We start from the raw sequence: 16,071 nt of genomic DNA, 5'->3' as shown, positions 1-16,071 counted from the left end.
GGTCCTGCTTACTCGGCGGCTTGCACAGCCTCGGTTAACGCGTCGCGGATCGCTGCCTCGTTCACGTCGTCATGTTCGGCAATCACGACCAAACGGCCCTGCCGTGTCTCGTTTGCGGCCCAAAGGCGGTCATACTGGTGGCGCACACGCGCGCCCACGGCCTGCACGAGCAGGCGCATGGGTTTGCCGGTGACGGCGGCGTAGCCTTTGACGCGCAGGATGTTTTGCGATTTCGCCATGGCTTCGATACGGGCGACGAGTTGGGCGGGGTCATCCACTTCGGGGATGTTGATGATGACGCTTTCAAAGTCGTCATGTTCATGGTCGTCGTGCCCGTCGTGGTGGCTGGGCCGCGCGTCCATGTCGTCTTCGGCAGCCGCTTCCAGCCCGAGGATCACGCGTGGGTCCACGGCCCCTTCGGCCACTTCGACAATCGGTAGGGGGCGGGGCGCTTCGGCATCGATGATCTCGCGTGCGCGGGCGATGCCATCGGGGCCAGCAAGGTCGGGCTTGGTCAGCAGGATGATGTCGGCACAGCTGATCTGGTCTTCGAATACCTCGGACAGGGGTGTTTCGTGGTCCAGCGAGTCGTCCGCCGCGCGTTGCGCGTCCACCGCCGCCACATCCGGGGCAAAACGGCCTGCCGCGACGGCTTCGGCATCGGCCAGCGCAATGACGCCGTCCACTGTGATGCGGCTGCGGATATCGGGCCAGTCAAACGCCTTAAGCAGCGGTTTGGGCAGGGCCAGACCCGAAGTTTCGATCAGGATATGTTCAGGCTGCGGGTCGAGCGCCATCAGCGCCTCGATCGTCGGGATGAAATCATCGGCCACGGTGCAGCAAATGCAGCCATTGGCCAATTCCATGATGTTTTCGGCAGGGCAATCAGGAATGGCGCAGGATTTCAGAATATCTCCGTCCACACCCACATCGCCAAACTCGTTGACCACAATGGCAAGGCGTTTGCCTTGCGGGTTCTGCATTAAGTGGCGGACAAGGGTCGTTTTACCCGAGCCGAGAAAGCCGGTGATGACGGTGACGGGCACTTTGTTCAGCGTGGACATGGGCTCAAAACTCCTGCGGGGGGATGCGGGCGATGCAGTTCTTGCGAAAATGTTCGGGGCGTTCGCGCCACGGGACGAGACCGTCGGCGGTTGCGGCGTATTTGCCGATGCCTTCGACAACCATATCAGCGTCGCGATCTTCCATCAGGTTGCCATAGACATAGGTCCAGCGCTGCGCACCGCCGCGCACGGCGACCGAACAGCCCGACGAACAGTTCGACAGACATTCCACGGCTTTCAGCGTCACGCCCTCGGGCATGGTCCGGTTCGCCAATTCGGAATGGAGCGCTTCGCCGGGGCGAATGCCGCCGTCGGGGATGTCCATCTCGCGCCGGCACTTTATGCAGACCAAAAGTTCGACGGGGGGCAGTGCTGCCATGGTCATTTCCTGTCGGGGGACGGCATGGCAGATGACGGGCGGCAAAGGGCCGTGTGATCCCGACACCCGGCACACCCCGTCCGGTTACATCACGTCTGCTGGCAGGTCTCCCGGCTTGCGGATACTGAGGTTTCCCTCATCGGCTGCCCTGCCTTCCCGGCATATCGCCAGTGGCAACGGAGCATCCTCTCCGGTCACGGTCGCGGGGGCGGCTGCGTTTGGGCCGTGGCCCTCTGCATTCCCTTTTCACCCAAGGCACAAAGCCCCGGGCACCAGCTGGACCGTAGTGCGGCCCGCCGCATACAGAGTCAAGCGCGTTCGGCGTGGCCCGGTCGCACACAAAGCGCTATGACCCAAGGGCGCGACGACCAAAGGAGCATCACAGATGTCACCGCAGCCGATCCTTGTCTGGGATTTCGACGGTGTGTTGAACGCGAACATCGTGGACGGGCGGTTTGTCTGGGCGGACCGGCTGATGCAGGATTGGGGCGTGGACCGGGATGAAATGGCGGCCGACGTTTTTCATCCAGATCGGATTGGCCGGATCATGCGCGGCCAGCTGGACCTGCGCGATGTCGTGGACGACTGGCGTCTCCGGGCCGGTCACAGTTTTGATCCGGATGCCTTTCTTGCCTATTGGTTTGCGCGGGACGCACGCCCGGATGCAATGGTTGTGGCGCACCTTGCGCGGCCCGGTCTGCGCCACGTGATCGGCACCAACAACGAGGCGCGGCGCGCCGCCTTTATTGGGGCGGAGATGGGATTTGGCCCGCGGGTCGAACGCATCTTTGCCTCTGGCCTCATGGGCTGCGCCAAACCCGACAGCGCGTATTTCGAGCAGATTGAGGCATGGAGTGCGGCGCCGCCATCCGCCCATGCGCTGATTGACGACACGGCCCGGAATGTTGCCGCAGCGCAGGCCCGCGGCTGGCGGGCCTATCACTTTACAGATGCGACGCGGGACGGGCTGACCGGATTTCTGGAGACATTGAGCTGAAGCATCTGGCGCGCCCGCGCGTTCCATGGCACGACAAGGGCCGCAACGCCGGAGGACCAGATGGACGAGATCACCGAACGCCACAACGCCAAGATGAAAAAGATCAAGGCTGCCCGCGACAAGATGATGGAAACCAAGACCGAGGAAAAAGGTCTGATCATGGTCCACACCGGACCGGGCAAGGGCAAATCCTCAAGCGGGTTCGGCATGATCATGCGGTGCATCGCGCACGGGATGCCCTGCGCCGTGGTGCAGTTCATCAAAGGCAACTGGGACACGGGCGAGAAAACCTTTTTGCGCGACCGATTTGCGCAAGAATGCCGGTTTTTCGTGTCAGGTGAGGGCTTTACCTGGGAAACGCAGGATCGGGAGCGGGACATCGCGGCGGCCCAGAACGGCTGGCGCATTGCCAAAGAGCAGATACTTGATCCCGAAATCCAGTTCGTCCTACTGGACGAGATCAACATCGCGCTGCGTTACGATTACCTCGATATTGACGAGGTCGTCGATTTCCTGATGACGGAAAAGCCCGCGATGACCCACGTGGTGCTGACGGGCCGCAATGCCAAACCTGAACTGATCGAGGCAGCGGATTTGGTCACCGAGATGAGCCTTGTCAAACATCCCTTCAAGGACCTTGGCGTCAAGGCACAGAAAGGCGTGGAGTTCTGAGGTAATCATCGGCCATCTGCTGACCGGTTACCTGCTTGCCCACACGCTGGACCGTGGCTTTGACCGGGACCCGGTGATCTGGTGGGGCATCTTCGCAGGGGCTGTGCTGCCCGATATCGACATGCTTTGGTTCTTTTTCGTGGATGGTGGGAAGGTGCACCATCATCACCGTGCGACCCACAATCTGACCCTGTGGACAGGCGTGCTGTTTGCCGGTTTTGCATTGTCTTCACGGGTGCTGACCGGGTGTGGATTGGGCGCCGGGTTGCACATGATGCTCGACACCATTGCGGGCGCCATAAGCTGAGGCTTTGGGGACTGGTCATTTGCCGGTCCGCTGATTGTCGTGCCCGCGTCTCAGGCGCACTGGATCATGTCATTTGTGCTGCACTGGACGTTTGCGGTCGAACGTGTGCTCTGTGGGGTGGTGACTGTCACCTTGATCCGAAACCGAACGCAGACGACGCTTTAACCCAAGGCAAGTGCGCGCAAACCGTTCAAATCCAATGCGCTGGCCGCGACCGGTACGATGACCGCCAATCCAAGCAGGATCATCGTTTTGCGCAGTCTGGCCTTGGCGGCTTTCTTGCGGCGCTCGGGGGTGTTCGTGAAATCCAACATGGGCTTTCCGTTCTTTCCGATTGATGCGATGACGACTGGCATACCCGGCAATCCGGGCATCGTTGCGCAGTAAAAGAGACGATTTCATGACCCGCGCCCTCATGCTCCAAGGCACAGGCTCAAATGTGGGCAAGTCCATGCTGGTGGCTGGACTGTGCCGCTCAGCGAGACACAGGGGTCTGTCAGTGGCCCCGTTCAAGCCGCAGAATATGTCCAACAACGCCGCTGTGACTGCGGACGGGGGCGAGATCGGGCGCGCGCAGGCTTTGCAGGCGCTGGCCTGCGGATTGGCGCCCCATACGGATATGAACCCGGTGCTGCTCAAGCCTGAAACCGAAGTGGGCAGTCAGGTGGTCGTGCAAGGCAAACGCGTGGCAACCGTAAAGGCGCGTGATTATGCAGCGCTCAAGCTATCGCTGATGGAACCGGTACTGCGCAGCTTTAATCGATTGAAATCGCAGTACGATCTGGTGATTGTCGAAGGCGCGGGCAGCCCTGCGGAGGTCAATCTGCGCGCGGGTGACATTGCCAATATGGGCTTTGCACGGGCGTCGAACACCCCTGTTGCACTGGTGGGGGATATCGACCGGGGCGGGGTGATCGCCCAGATCGTCGGCACGCAAGAGGTGATTGATCCAAAGGATGCCGCACTTGTCTGCGGTTTCATCATCAACCGATTTCGCGGCGACCCGCGGTTGTTTGATGACGGCTATGACCTGATCACCGATCACACCGACTGGCGCGGCTTTGGCGTGGTGCCGTGGTTTGCCGACGCGTGGAAACTGCCCGCCGAAGATGCGCTGGACATCCGCACACCCGGACGTGCGACAGGGCTGCATATTGTATGCCTAAAACTGTCGCGAATATCCAATTTTGACGACATGGACCCTCTGGCGCAGGAACCGGGCGTGCGTGTGACCATGCTGGAGGCCGGGCGGGCGATCCCCGGCGATGCGGATGTCGTTGTGCTTCCTGGCAGTAAATCCACGCGCGGCGATCTGGCCTTTCTCAAGGCTCAGGGATGGGACGTCGATCTGCGCGCGCATCTGCGGCGGGGTGGGCATGTGCTGGGTATTTGCGGCGGGTACCAGATGCTGGGGCATGTGGTAGAAGACCCAGAAGGCATCGAAGGCGTCCCCGGCACTGAGGCCGGGCTGGGGCTGCTCGACCTCTCGACCGTCATGACGGGCGACAAACGCCTGACCGAAACGGAGGCCGTGCACGTGGCAACCGGCGCGCGGATGCGCGGCTACGAAATGCACAAGGGGGTCACAACGGGACCGGACCGCGCGCGCCCCTTTGCCCGCGTGGCGGGCGCGGACGAGGGTGCGGTCAGCGCCGATGGTCGGATTGAGGCCAGTTACCTGCATGGCATGTTCCGCGATGACGCCTTTCGCCACGCGTGGCTGGCGCGGTTCGACGTTGCGGGTGCAACGCATTATGCCGCCGACGTCGAGAGCACGTTGGACGCGCTGGCCGACCACCTTGAGGCGCATCTGGATGTAGATGCGCTTTTGGCTTGCGCGCGCTAGGGCTGCGCGCGACGGTGGCACCATGCCTCATATCACGCTTGAATACTCCGCTAATCTTGAAGAACACATTGATATCGCGGCACTCTGCGGTGTGCTGCGGGATTCGGCGGTGGCCACAGGCATTTTTCCGCCCGCGGGCATCCGCGTCCGCGCCTTTGCCGCGACGCATGTGGTGATCGCTGATGGTGACCCGCGTCACGGGTTCATCGACATCGCTGTGCGGATCGGTGCAGGCCGGGATGGCGCCACGCAATCCCGCGCGGCAGACGAGATTTTCGACGCAGCACAGCGCTTTACCGCCGAACACATGGCGGTGGCACCGTTCCTACTATCATTTGAGTTGCGCGAAGCGGCGACTGAGACCAGTCGCAAGTCCAGTTCCATCCGCCGCTTTCTGCCGACGGACATGCACTGACGTCTTGTTGTCGTTCCTGTCGCGGATCATGGGCGACACTGTGGCGCGCAGCCGGATGAAACATCCCTCCCAAGTGCAGGCGAAAATGGGTGTCGGCAACGGGACAGGTCTTGACCGGCACCGTATGAGAACAGCAGTTGAGGTTTGGTCACGGTACAGGGGTGCGTTTCTTGATCGCGGCGACTTCCACCTCACTGGTCGGGCGCACTATCATCTGCACAAGGTCCAATCTGTGGACCGCCGTCATCTCGCGCCGCATCCCAACAAAGCCGAGATCCTTGCCCACGTTACAATCCGCAAGCCAGAGTCATTTCCGGCACCGGCATAAACCATGGTTGCATTGCCCGCAGTCACGCTTTTTCTCGTCCCAATAACGGCGCGCGCGGCTTTATCCCGGTAGATAGCTCGCACCGGGCTGGACGCCGCCCGCGCTTTGCGAAACGATGCGCGCAATCAGAATACGGATACCCCTATGACCAAGCCTTGCATCATCTGCGTCGCCATCACCGGGTCGGTTCCGCGCAAGGCTGACAATCCAGCGGTGCCGATCACTGTGTCAGAGCAGGTGGAAAGCACCCATGCGGCCTTTGAAGCAGGGGCCAGCATCTGCCACGCGCATGTGCGCAACAACGACGAAAGCCCCAGTTCGGACCCGGACAAGTTTGCAGCCCTGATGGAAGGGGTCGAGAAACATTGCCCCGGAATGGTCATCCAACTGTCGACCGGCGGACGCTCAGGCGCGGGGCAGGAGCGTGGCGGTATGCTGCCCTTGCGGCCCGACATGGCGTCCTTGGCGGTGGGCTCGAACAATTTTCCCACGCGTGTCTACGAAAACCCACCAGACCTCGTGTCGTGGCTGGCCTCCGAGATGCGGACATATGACGTCAAACCCGAAATCGAGGCCTTTGACCTCAGCCACATCCTGCGCGCCGCCGAAATGCACATGGCGGGCGAAATCATTGACACGCCTTATGTGCAGTTTGTGATGGGTGTGAAAAACGCAATGCCTGCCGACCGTCACGTCTTTGATTTCTATGTAAAAACGGTCGAACGCCTGTTTCCTGACGCGCCGTGGTGTGCCGCCGGGATCGGGCGCAACCAGATCGTGCTGAACGAATGGGCGGTAGCAGCAGGCGGGCACGCGCGCACAGGCCTCGAAGACAATGTGAGGCTCGACAAGGACACGCTGGCCCCATCGAACGCGGCGCTGGTTGCGCGCTTGGCGGACATATGCGCGCGCCACGACCGGCCCGTCGCCACGCCGTCACAGGTGCGCGCCATCCTCGGTTTGCGGGCAGCGTAGCGACCGGTTTTGACACGCATTTGCGGCATCCGCAGGCGTCGGTGGACACTGCCGGGATTTCGCGGCACGGTGCCGATCACCTAGGGAGGACTGCATATGGACATGACCTTTGGCTTGCGCCCGGAAACGCGCGACCTGCTGGACCGCGTGGCCGCAATGATCCGCGACGAGGTCATGCCGCTGGAAGAAGAATACGCCGCCGAAATCGCCAAGGGCGACCGGTGGACCTATACCGACAGGCAGTCCGAAATCCTCGAAGGGCTCAAGGCCAAGGCCAAGGCCGCAGGTCTGTGGAATTTCTGGCTGACAGACAGTGACAAGGGGTTCGGGCTCAGTACGGTCGAATACGCCCATTTTGCCGAAGAGATGGGCAAGACGCCGCTTGGGGCCGAAGTGTTCAATTGCTCCGCCCCGGACACCGGCAACATGGAGGTGTTCGAACGCTACGGCACGCAAGCGATGAAGGATGAGTGGCTGTCGCGCCTGCTCGAAGGGGAAATCCGCTCTGCCTATCTGATGACGGAACCGGATGTGGCGTCGTCGGACGCCACCAACATCGCTATGTCCTGTGTGCGGGATGGCGATGACTATGTGCTCAATGGCGAAAAATACTGGGCCTCGGGTGCAGGTGATCCGCGCTGCAAGGTGTATATCGTCATGGTGCGCACGGGCGGCGCTGACGCGCCGAAACACCAGCGCCATTCCATGATCGTCGTGCCCGCAGGCACCGAAGGCATCGACGTGCTGCGCCCGATGCTCGTCTACGGCCATGACGACGCGCCTCACGGTCATATGCATATCCGATTCAAGGACGTGCGGGTGCCAGCCGCAAACTTGCTGCTGGGTGAGGGGCGCGGCTTCGAGATCGCGCAAGGCCGCCTTGGGCCGGGGCGCATCCACCACTGTATGCGGGCCATTGGGCAGGCCGAAGCGGCGCTTGAACTGATGTGCCGCCGGTCACTGGCCAAGGAGGCCTTTGGCAAACCACTGGCGCAACTGGGCGCAAATTACGACATCATCGCTGAATGCCGGATGGAGATCGAGATGGCGCGCTTGCTGTGCCTCAAGGCGGCATGGATGATGGATCAGGGGGATGCCCGCGCCGCAGCCCCGTGGATCAGCCAGATCAAGGTGATTGCCCCGCGTGTGTCGCTCAAGGTTATCGACGAGGCGGTGCAGATGCATGGCGGGCAGGGGATCAGTCAGGACACGCCGCTGGCCAATGCGTGGACGCATCAGCGGACCTTGCGTCTGGCCGACGGCCCGGATGCGGTGCATCGCCGACAGGTCGCGCGGGCGGAGTTGAAGAAGTACACCCAACGCCCAACCTGAAAAACCGCGCAAGCCACGTCGTTTTTCGGCTGTTTTCCGTCCCGGAAAACGCTTGCGCACGGCCCGCATCCTGCGGCCTACTTGCGGCATGAAAGACACCACAAACCCAATGCCACCGCTGCGCCCGCCGCATGAGGTGATGCGGCTTGCGCGGATGGGTGCGATGATGCCCACGCGCCTGAGCTTTTTGCGCGTGCTGACCCGCAGGCTGTGCGCTGAACGGGCTGTGGTTCGACGGACGCACTGGGATATGTGCGCCGACGGGTTCGGCACTTCGGTTCATCGGGTGGTTTTGGGCGGCAGAGACTATGCGCTGATCTCCGTGTCGAAACCGCTGGATGATGCGTCACGCAGCGACCGGGTCATCGCAACGGCATGGGACGCGGCTTTCGTGCTATTTGACGGTGTGCCCACCGACGCCGATATCGCCCGCGTGGCGGCACAGGCTCCGCGCCAAGAGGCGGGCCGTTTTGAACCGCGCGACCTCGTGTTGAGCCGCGCCAACAAATCGATGCGCCTGTGGTCCGAGATCGTCACGGCGCTGCGCGCAGGCGGACAACCCTCGGCCAGCCGTATCGGCGAGATTGGTTATGTCATGCGGACCACAGCCGTCTACGGGAATGGCAAGTTCGGCATCGCAGACCGCCACTTGATCGAGGACCGGCCCGAATTGTCTGGGGCTTTTGCCGCCGAAATGCTGGCAGTCTACCTGATCCGGCAATTCAGCATCGATCTGGTCCAGCATGTGGGGCAGGGGACGCTGGATCGCGGCCTCGCCCGGCATATCGGGGTGGGCAACGCCACTGGACTCGGCATGGCGCCATTCCTTGTGACGCACCCTGTTTTGCTGAACAACTGGATGGTGGCGCGCGAAACTGCACTGGCGCGGGTGTTGGCGGTGGCGAATATCTTTCCCGAAACCCGAAAACGCGCCGCGCGGCTTGGCGATCGTGTGGCGGGACACCTGTCGGACTGGCACGTTCCATCAACGCCCGACGAAGCGGCGCTGCGCGCGCTGGAGGCCGAGTGGGGGGGCTTTCGGCTGCACTTTGCCGATCTGTCCGCGCGTGACCCTTATGCGGAGGTCTGGGCACTGGCGCAGGCAGGCAGTGTCGCTTTGCAAGAGCTGGTTCTGGCGCTGTTGCTGGAATTGAACGGTGACATCGTAGATGGCCTGGCTGATTGCATGATCGACCCGTTTGGCCACCCGCCCCGCCCATTTTCCGGAACCGAGGCCTTGCGCGCTGCGGTCATACAGGATTGGGCTTGGGCGCTTGAGATTGACTTTGACGATTCAGAGGCCTGTCGCCGTTTCTGGTATGTGAGTGCGGACAAGCTGGAACCACGTCTGGGCGACCGTTTTGCCGAAGAGGGTGCAGAATTGGAAACCCCGCTTGATATCGCCCGCAGGGTCAAAAACTTGTTTGGCGACCTGCCTAAAATCGACCAACCGGTCAGCGCGTTCCTGCGCGAGTTTCCGGACCATAAACACGCGGTGGACCGGGTCGCGATATGCGCGCACCACCCGTATTCCGAAATCCGCGACAATCTGATTGCGACGACGTGCCGCCCCATAGATATGCTGCGATGCAAGCTCAGCTTCTTTGGCGCAACCAAATTCGACCCTAAATCAGATCTGTGGACGCGCATTACCCTCGCGCAGGGTGCGCCCCTTGGTGATGAATTGAACGAAGAGAGGGATGATTGGTGGTTGCCGGTGATGAGCGCATGAGCCGATCCTGGACCGAAGTGCAGGCGCTGGCCACACGGGCGGCGGCAGGCGCTGGCGTGCCATCGGCACAATCGCTGGCCTTTGGCGCTATGCTGGCAAGGCATTTGGCCGATGGCGGGGCCGAGGCGCCGCTGCAATCAGCGCTGGATGCGCCCGAGCGGATCGTGGCACTGGCCCAACGGGTGGAAGAGGTGATCGAAGCGGCCTCGGTCTCGCCCCGCCCGATCAAGACCGTCGAACCGGACGCGGCGCAACGCGCGCTGCTGGTCAGCTGGTTGGTGGGGCTACCGTGCCGCACCGCTGTGGATGTAAGCGGAGAGACGGTGCTGGCGGCGCTCGATCTCAGTGCGCCGAGCACGCGCGCACGCACGGAACGGCTGTTGGTCAGTGCGGATCTGGATGCCGATCTAGGCGCGCTGGCCGCGCGCACCTACGTGGCCGACAGCGAGGCGTCGCGCACCATGGGTGCGGGCGCGAACCTCATGGACACTGACTAGGCAAACGGATCGTCCGGATAGCCCACCCCGGCAAGGTAGAGACCGTCCGGCGGGCACACCGGGCCGCACCGCGCGCGGTCACACGCCGCAAGCGCGTCCGCGACGTCGTGCGCTGTCCATGCCGCTGCCCCCACGCGCTCCAACGTGCCGACAAAGCTGCGCACCTGATTGTGCAGAAACGACCGCGCGCGCACGTCGAACCGCGCCTCGGGCCCGTGCGGTCCATCCACGCGGGTTACGCGCAAATGGTCCAACGTCTTGAGCGGGCTGTCGGCCTGACAGATTGATGACCGGAAGGTGGTAAAGTCATGTCGTCCCACCAGTCGTTGCGCGGCCTCGTCCATGGCGGCGATGTCCAGCGGTTGGTTGACGCGCCACACCAGCCCCTTGAGGTGGGTTGCTGGCGCGCGCCGCATGAGCAGACGAAACACATAGCGCCGTTCGATCGCGGAAAACCGGGCGTGCCAGTCTTCGGGCACATGGGCACAGGCCACGATGGCAACCGGATCAGGCTTTAGATGATGGTTCAGCGCCTCTGACAGGCGAAACGGATCCCAGTCCTTGTCCATGTCGCAATGCGCCACCTGACCCAGCCCATGCACACCGGCATCCGTGCGGCCGGCAGCGGCGATGGTGTGGTCACGCGGCTCCAGCCGGGACAGGGCCGTCTCAATGGCACCCTGTACGGACGGCTGGTCAGCCTGACGCTGCCACCCGGCAAAGGGTGCGCCGTGATATTCGACCTTGAGCGCGTAACGTGGCATGGCCGCGTCCCTAGCGCGCGTCGTTGCGCGCTGCAATGGCACTGGCGAGGCAGGCCCGCCGCCCTTATGTTGCGCGGGAAGACAAAAGGAAGATTGCGCGGTGGTTCTCACGACACTTGCCGATGGGCTGCTGAACACGGCGCAGGGCATATACGACACCGGAGCGGATATGCTGGGCACGCCCACCATCCGGCTGGGCGTGACCGGTCTGGCCCGGTCGGGCAAAACGGTGTTCATCACATCGCTGGTGGCCAACCTGCTGGACAGGGGCCGGATGCCACACCTGCTGGCCGCCGCAGAAGGCCGCGTTCACGCGGCGTTCCTGCAACCCCAACCCAACGACACCATCCCGCGCTTCGATTACGAAGCGCACAAGGCCAGCCTGCTGGGCACCCCAACTCAGTGGCCTGACAGCACTCGGTCGGTGAGCGAATTGCGCCTGTCGCTTAAGGTGCAACCGGCGGGCCTATTGGCCGGGTTGCAGGGGCCGCGCACGCTGCATCTGGATATCATCGACTATCCCGGCGAATGGCTGCTCGATCTGGGCCTGCTGGATCAGAGTTACGAGGACTGGTCAAAGATCGCGCTGGCCCGTGTTGCGGCGCGCGCCGAAGGGGCGGATTACGCCGCTGTCGCGTCCAGCGCTGACGGTGCCGCGCGTCTGGACGAGGTTGTGGCCAAGGGGTTGGCGGCCAGTTTCACCGCCTACCTGACCGCCGCCCGCGCCGCCGGGTTCTACGATTGCACGCCCGGGCGTTTTCTGCTGCCGGGGGATCTGGCCGGATCACCGGTGCTGACCTTTGCCCCGCTGCCGCCGGGTGAGGCTCCGCGCCGGTCGTTGCGCCGGGAAATGGCCCGCCGGTTCGAGGCGTACAAGGCACAAGTCGTGCGCCCGTTCTTTCGCGATCACTTTGCCCGCATCGACCGTCAGGTGGTTCTGGTCGATGCGCTGGGCGCAATCCATTCCGGTCCTGCCGCTGTCGAGGATATGCGGCAAGGTATGGCCGACATCCTTGGTGCCTTCAGACCGGGGCGCAATGCGTTCCTGACCCAGCTTTTTCGTGGTCGCCGGGTAGAAAAGATCCTTTTTGCGGCAACTAAGGCCGATCACATCCACCACACCCAACACGCGCGCCTCACCGCCATCATGGAGGCGCTGACCCGTGACGCCCGTGATCGCGCGCGTTTTGCTGGCGCGGATACGGCGGCCATGGCCATCGCCGCCCTGCGTGCCACGACCGAAGACACGATCACCCATGACGGCGCACAGCTGGACGTGGTGCGCGGCACGCTGTTGGAGACAGGCAAACAGGCGGCGTTCTATCCCGGAACCCTGCCCGAAGACCCCGCCGACATCCTGACACCGGGCCAATCCGGCGCGCGCGACTGGCTCGGTGCGGATTACGAGGTGATGCGCTTTGCGCCGGGGGACATGACGCTCAAACCCGGTGACGGGCCACCGCATATCCGGCTCGACCAAGCGGCGCAGTTCCTGATCGGAGACAGGTTGTGACCGGGATCGTCTTACGCCCGGCCCAGCCTACGGATGCCGGGGCCACAGGTGCGATCCTGTCGGCCTTTGCCATCGGAACCGACTGGATGCCCCGCATTCACACGGCCGCCGAAGATATTGGATTTGCGGGAATGATGATCGAACGGGGCTGGGTCCATGTGGCGGAAACGGACGGTGACGTCACCGGTTTCATCGCCTGTGCCGACGCGGAAATTCAAGCGCTCTATGTGGCGTCGAACATGTGCGGACGGGGCATCGGATCCGCGCTGTTGCAACAGGTGCAATCGCAAGCGACCCGCCTCAGCCTCTGGACCTTTCAGGCCAATACGCGCGCACAACAGTTCTACAAGCGCCACGGGTTCAAAGAGGTCGCGCGTACCGATGGGGCCCGAAATGACGAAAAGCTGCCCGACATGCGGATGCTCTGGACAAAGGAGGGCACGTGATGGCCAAGGGCCCGGTACTGATTGAACTGGATGACACACACACACCGTCGGTTGCAGATGCGCCACCGGTGCCTGATCCTGTCGCTCCGCGCGGGGCTGCGATGCAGGCTGCGGCTCAGGTCGCCAGCAGGCGGCCCTCGCGGCTGGCGCGATGGCTTTGGGGTGTCGTGGCGGCCTTGCTGGTTGCGGTGCTCAGCACCGCCGCTTGGGATTTTGTGACGGCGTGGATCGCACGGCAACCTGTTCTGGGTTGGGCCTTTGCCGGGCTCTTTGGTCTGCTGATTGCGGTGCTGCTTATCATTGCTCTGCGCGAGCTTGCCGCGCTCAGGCGGCTCACCCGGATCGACGGTTTGCGCCGTGCCGCAGCCGAAGCGGTTGCGGCACAAGACCTGCACGGCGCGCGCCGCGTTGTGGACCGCCTCGACGCGCTCTACCACGATCGGCCCGAGACGCAGTGGGGCCGTGACCGCGTGGCAGAGTTGCGCGGCGACCAGTTGGATGCAAACGGCCTGTTGGCCCTTGCGGATACCGAAATGCTGGGACCGCTGGATGCCGCTGCCGAACGCGAGGTCGAGGCGGCGGCGCGGCAGGTTGCCACCGTGACAGCGTTGGTGCCATTGGCACTGGCGGATGTCGTCGCAGCGCTCACCGCCAATCTGCGCATGATCCGCCGGATCGCAGAGGTCTATGGCGGGCGTGGCGGCACATTGGGCAGCTGGCGGCTGACCCGCGCGGTGATGACCCATCTGGTGGCCACCGGTGCCGTTGCTGTGGGCGATGATATGCTGGAGCCGATCCTTGGTGGTTCTATCCTCGGCAAGCTGTCGCGCCGCTTCGGCGAGGGGCTCGTGAACGGGGCGCTCACTGCGCGCGTCGGTGTCGCCGCAATCGAAGTGTGCCGCCCGCTGGCTTTTGCCGACGGAAAACGGCCCAAGGCGCGCACGCTGGTGAAACAGGCGCTTGGTGGTCTATTTCAAACACAAACCCGCGACATGTCAGGATAATCAACCATGGAAACCTTTGCCGCTGACCTGCAAACGATGGTGCGCACCCCGCTCGCCTCTGAACATGTGGCGGCCATGCGCCGCGTGGGTCACGTGGTGCCACTCAAGGCAGGCGAGGTGTTCCAAAAAGCCGGCGCTCCCATTTCCGAATTCCATTATCTCCTGTCGGGAGAGACAGAGGCGGTGAGCAGTGGCACCGGGCAACGCTATGGCAATGCGACGTTGGGGCCGGGCCAGTTTTTTGGGGAGTTGGCCTTTCTCACCGGCGGCCACGCGTTCATGACGGGGCGTGCGGTGCAGGACACCGAACTGCTATGCGTCAAACGCGACGCCATGCTGCAACTGATGTCCGACATTCCCGAAATGTCCGATATCATCATCAGCGTCTTCGCCGCCCGCAGACGCCGCATGGTCGAGGTGGACGAGGCCAGTTTGACGCTTATCGGCGGTGAAGTGGACCGGGACGTGCGCCGCATTGCCAGTTTCGCCGCGCGCAACCGCATTCCCTTTGCCGAGATCGAAATCGAGAGCGATGAGGGCGACGCGCTGGCCAAACAGTGCAGCATCGACCGGGCGCGCCCGGCAGTGATCTTTGCCAAACATCAGGTGATCCACCCGCCCACGCCGCGCGGCGTGGCCCGCGCGCTTGGCCTCGACATGGCGCTGCGCAAGGAGGACGTGTTCGACGTGGCCATCGTGGGTGGTGGTCCTGCGGGCGTGGCGGCGGGTGTCTATGCCGGCGCCGAAGGGCTTTGTGGGGTGGTCCTTGAGGATCTGGCCGTGGGCGGTCAGGCAGGCACGTCCAGCCGGATCGAGAACTATATGGGGTTTCCCACGGGTATCTCCGGCGGTGATCTGGTGGGACGTGGTGAAGTACAGGCAATGAAATTCGGCACCCGCTTTGCGGTACCAGTGCGCGCGCAGGAACTGATGCAATGTGAAAAGCACCTGTTCCACATCCGGCTTGATACAGATGATTGGGTCTCGGCCAAGGCTTTGATCGTCGCAACCGGCGTGCAGTATCGGCAGATGCCGCTGGACCGGCTCAGCGAGTTCGAAGGGGCGGGCGTGTACTACGCTGCGACGGATGTCGAGGCGCGCTACTGCAAGGATACCGAAGTGGCCATTATCGGGGGCGGCAATTCAGCCGGACAAGCGGCGATGTTCCTTGCGCGCACGGCCCGGCACGTGCACGTGCTGGTGCGCAGCGGGTCGCTGGCAAGCTCCATGTCCGACTATCTGTTGCAACGGTTAAAGAGCCATCCGCGCATCACGATCCACACCAGCACCGAAGCCACCGAATTGCAGGGCGACGACCGCCTGACCGGGGTGACGATCCGCGACAAAGCGTCGGGTCAAGATTGGCATCTGCCTGCGCGCGCCCTGTTTGTCATGGTCGGTGCTGCGCCCAACACAGGATGGTTGTCGGGCCTTGTGACGCTGGATGACAAGGGGTTCGTGCCCACGGGGCGCGACGCCGGTGGGCGCACCGCATACGAGACATCGCGCCACGGCATTTTTGCCGTGGGGGACGTGCGCGCGGGGTCGGTCAAGCGCGTGGCCAGTGCGGTTGGCGAAGGGTCTGTGGTGATGTCCGCCGTCTGGAGCCACATCAACGACTAGCGCTGTGGTGTTGACCACGGACAGGACTGGGGCGCTGGGAGTGGGCCCAAAGGCTCTGGCGTGCCGAACTTGCGGTGGATGCTGTGCGGAAATCCGCCTTGCGGGTGGGCTTTGGCGCACAACAGTCTGGAAAACCATGCTTTTCGCGCCGCCCGCATTGGCTTAGGTTCGCGCAGT

Annotated in this window: 17 protein-coding genes and 1 riboswitch; of the genes, 13 read left to right on the top strand and 4 right to left on the bottom strand. The window is 63.2% G+C overall.

Annotation, left to right across the window (positions count from 1 at the left end; all coding sequences use genetic code 11):
- Window positions 1-8: 8 nt before the first annotated feature.
- Together cobW and Q1A85_RS10850 are read right to left on the bottom strand one after the other, a co-directional pair.
- Window positions 9-1,064: a cobalamin biosynthesis protein CobW gene (cobW, locus tag Q1A85_RS10855; RefSeq protein WP_299688460.1), complete on the bottom strand. Its 1,056-nt coding sequence runs from the start codon at window positions 1,062-1,064 to the stop codon at window positions 9-11.
- Between the two features lie 4 nt (window positions 1,065-1,068).
- A complete protein-coding gene (locus Q1A85_RS10850; protein ID WP_299688457.1) occupies window positions 1,069-1,449 on the bottom strand; it encodes a DUF1636 domain-containing protein in 381 nt (126 codons plus the stop codon).
- Window positions 1,450-1,525: 76 nt separating this feature from the next.
- Window positions 1,526-1,735: riboswitch (cobalamin riboswitch) on the bottom strand.
- A gap of 93 nt (window positions 1,736-1,828) precedes the next feature.
- Between Q1A85_RS10850 and Q1A85_RS10845 the strand changes: the two genes are divergently transcribed.
- Genes Q1A85_RS10845 through Q1A85_RS10835 form a run of 3 tightly spaced genes read left to right on the top strand, consistent with a single transcriptional unit; the run spans window position 1,829 to window position 3,419 of the window.
- Window positions 1,829-2,440: an HAD family hydrolase gene (locus Q1A85_RS10845; RefSeq protein WP_299688453.1), complete on the top strand. Its 612-nt coding sequence runs from the start codon at window positions 1,829-1,831 to the stop codon at window positions 2,438-2,440.
- Between the two features lie 60 nt (window positions 2,441-2,500).
- Window positions 2,501-3,112, top strand: coding sequence for a cob(I)yrinic acid a,c-diamide adenosyltransferase (gene cobO, locus Q1A85_RS10840; RefSeq protein ID WP_299688450.1), 612 nt, complete (start codon window positions 2,501-2,503; stop codon window positions 3,110-3,112).
- Window positions 3,078-3,419 carry a hypothetical protein gene (locus tag Q1A85_RS10835; RefSeq protein WP_299688447.1) on the top strand — a complete coding sequence of 114 codons (342 nt, stop codon included), beginning with the start codon at window positions 3,078-3,080 and terminating at the stop codon, window positions 3,417-3,419. Before cobO ends, Q1A85_RS10835 begins: the two co-directional genes overlap by 35 nt.
- 161 nt (window positions 3,420-3,580) lie before the next feature.
- On the opposite strand, the gene Q1A85_RS10830 is transcribed toward Q1A85_RS10835, so the two are convergent.
- Window positions 3,581-3,733: a hypothetical protein gene (locus Q1A85_RS10830; protein WP_299688444.1), complete on the bottom strand. Its 153-nt coding sequence runs from the start codon at window positions 3,731-3,733 to the stop codon at window positions 3,581-3,583.
- An 86-nt stretch (window positions 3,734-3,819) separates the two neighbouring features.
- Here Q1A85_RS10830 and Q1A85_RS10825 point away from each other — a divergent pair, with 86 nt between their 5' ends.
- The 6 genes from Q1A85_RS10825 (at window position 3,820) to Q1A85_RS10800 (ending at window position 10,544) form a co-directional block, all read left to right on the top strand.
- Window positions 3,820-5,265, top strand: a complete 1,446-nt coding sequence (locus tag Q1A85_RS10825) for a cobyric acid synthase (RefSeq protein WP_299688441.1) — start codon at window positions 3,820-3,822, stop codon at window positions 5,263-5,265.
- A 22-nt stretch (window positions 5,266-5,287) separates the two neighbouring features.
- Window positions 5,288-5,680 (top strand): 5-carboxymethyl-2-hydroxymuconate isomerase, encoded by a 393-nt coding sequence (locus Q1A85_RS10820; protein WP_299688438.1) that lies wholly within the window; start codon window positions 5,288-5,290, stop codon window positions 5,678-5,680.
- 472 nt (window positions 5,681-6,152) lie between these two features.
- Entirely contained in the window at window positions 6,153-6,983 is an 831-nt protein-coding gene (locus Q1A85_RS10815) for a 3-keto-5-aminohexanoate cleavage protein (RefSeq protein ID WP_299688435.1), read from the top strand.
- Window positions 6,984-7,079: 96 nt separating this feature from the next.
- A complete protein-coding gene (locus Q1A85_RS10810; RefSeq protein ID WP_299688434.1) occupies window positions 7,080-8,315 on the top strand; it encodes an acyl-CoA dehydrogenase family protein in 1,236 nt (411 codons plus the stop codon).
- Window positions 8,316-8,403: 88 nt separating this feature from the next.
- The gene (locus Q1A85_RS10805) at window positions 8,404-10,047 is read left to right on the top strand and encodes a hypothetical protein (RefSeq protein WP_299688431.1); all 1,644 of its coding nucleotides are present in this window, start codon (window positions 8,404-8,406) and stop codon (window positions 10,045-10,047) included.
- Window positions 10,044-10,544, top strand: coding sequence for a hypothetical protein (locus Q1A85_RS10800; RefSeq protein ID WP_299688427.1), 501 nt, complete (start codon window positions 10,044-10,046; stop codon window positions 10,542-10,544). Before Q1A85_RS10805 ends, Q1A85_RS10800 begins: the two co-directional genes overlap by 4 nt.
- Here Q1A85_RS10800 and truA read toward each other — a convergent pair.
- Window positions 10,541-11,308 (bottom strand): tRNA pseudouridine(38-40) synthase TruA, encoded by a 768-nt coding sequence (gene truA / locus Q1A85_RS10795; RefSeq protein ID WP_299688424.1) that lies wholly within the window; start codon window positions 11,306-11,308, stop codon window positions 10,541-10,543. The two genes, Q1A85_RS10800 and truA, sit on opposite strands and share 4 nt — an antisense overlap.
- Window positions 11,309-11,408: 100 nt before the next feature.
- Here truA and Q1A85_RS10790 point away from each other — a divergent pair, with 100 nt between their 5' ends.
- From Q1A85_RS10790 to Q1A85_RS10775, 4 genes are read left to right on the top strand one after another with little or no spacing between them, the layout of a single operon-like run.
- Window positions 11,409-12,821: a YcjX family protein gene (locus Q1A85_RS10790; protein WP_299688422.1), complete on the top strand. Its 1,413-nt coding sequence runs from the start codon at window positions 11,409-11,411 to the stop codon at window positions 12,819-12,821.
- The gene (locus Q1A85_RS10785; RefSeq protein WP_299688419.1) at window positions 12,818-13,267 is read left to right on the top strand and encodes a GNAT family N-acetyltransferase; all 450 of its coding nucleotides are present in this window, start codon (window positions 12,818-12,820) and stop codon (window positions 13,265-13,267) included. The genes Q1A85_RS10790 and Q1A85_RS10785 overlap by 4 nt, the downstream gene beginning before the upstream one ends.
- Complete coding sequence (locus Q1A85_RS10780; protein ID WP_299688416.1) at window positions 13,267-14,271, top strand: TIGR01620 family protein; 1,005 nt, start codon at window positions 13,267-13,269, stop codon at window positions 14,269-14,271. Before Q1A85_RS10785 ends, Q1A85_RS10780 begins: the two co-directional genes overlap by 1 nt.
- A gap of 6 nt (window positions 14,272-14,277) precedes the next feature.
- On the top strand, window positions 14,278-15,894 hold the full coding sequence (locus Q1A85_RS10775) for an FAD-dependent oxidoreductase (RefSeq protein WP_299688413.1): 1,617 nt from the start codon (window positions 14,278-14,280) through the stop codon (window positions 15,892-15,894).
- Window positions 15,895-16,071 lie beyond the last annotated feature (177 nt).

This window comes from uncultured Tateyamaria sp. (assembly GCF_947503385.1).
In the GTDB taxonomy this organism is placed as follows: Bacteria; Pseudomonadota; Alphaproteobacteria; order Rhodobacterales; family Rhodobacteraceae; genus Tateyamaria.
The sequence above is the reverse complement of the archived record's forward strand: the minus strand, read 5'-3'. Positions and strand labels throughout refer to the sequence as shown.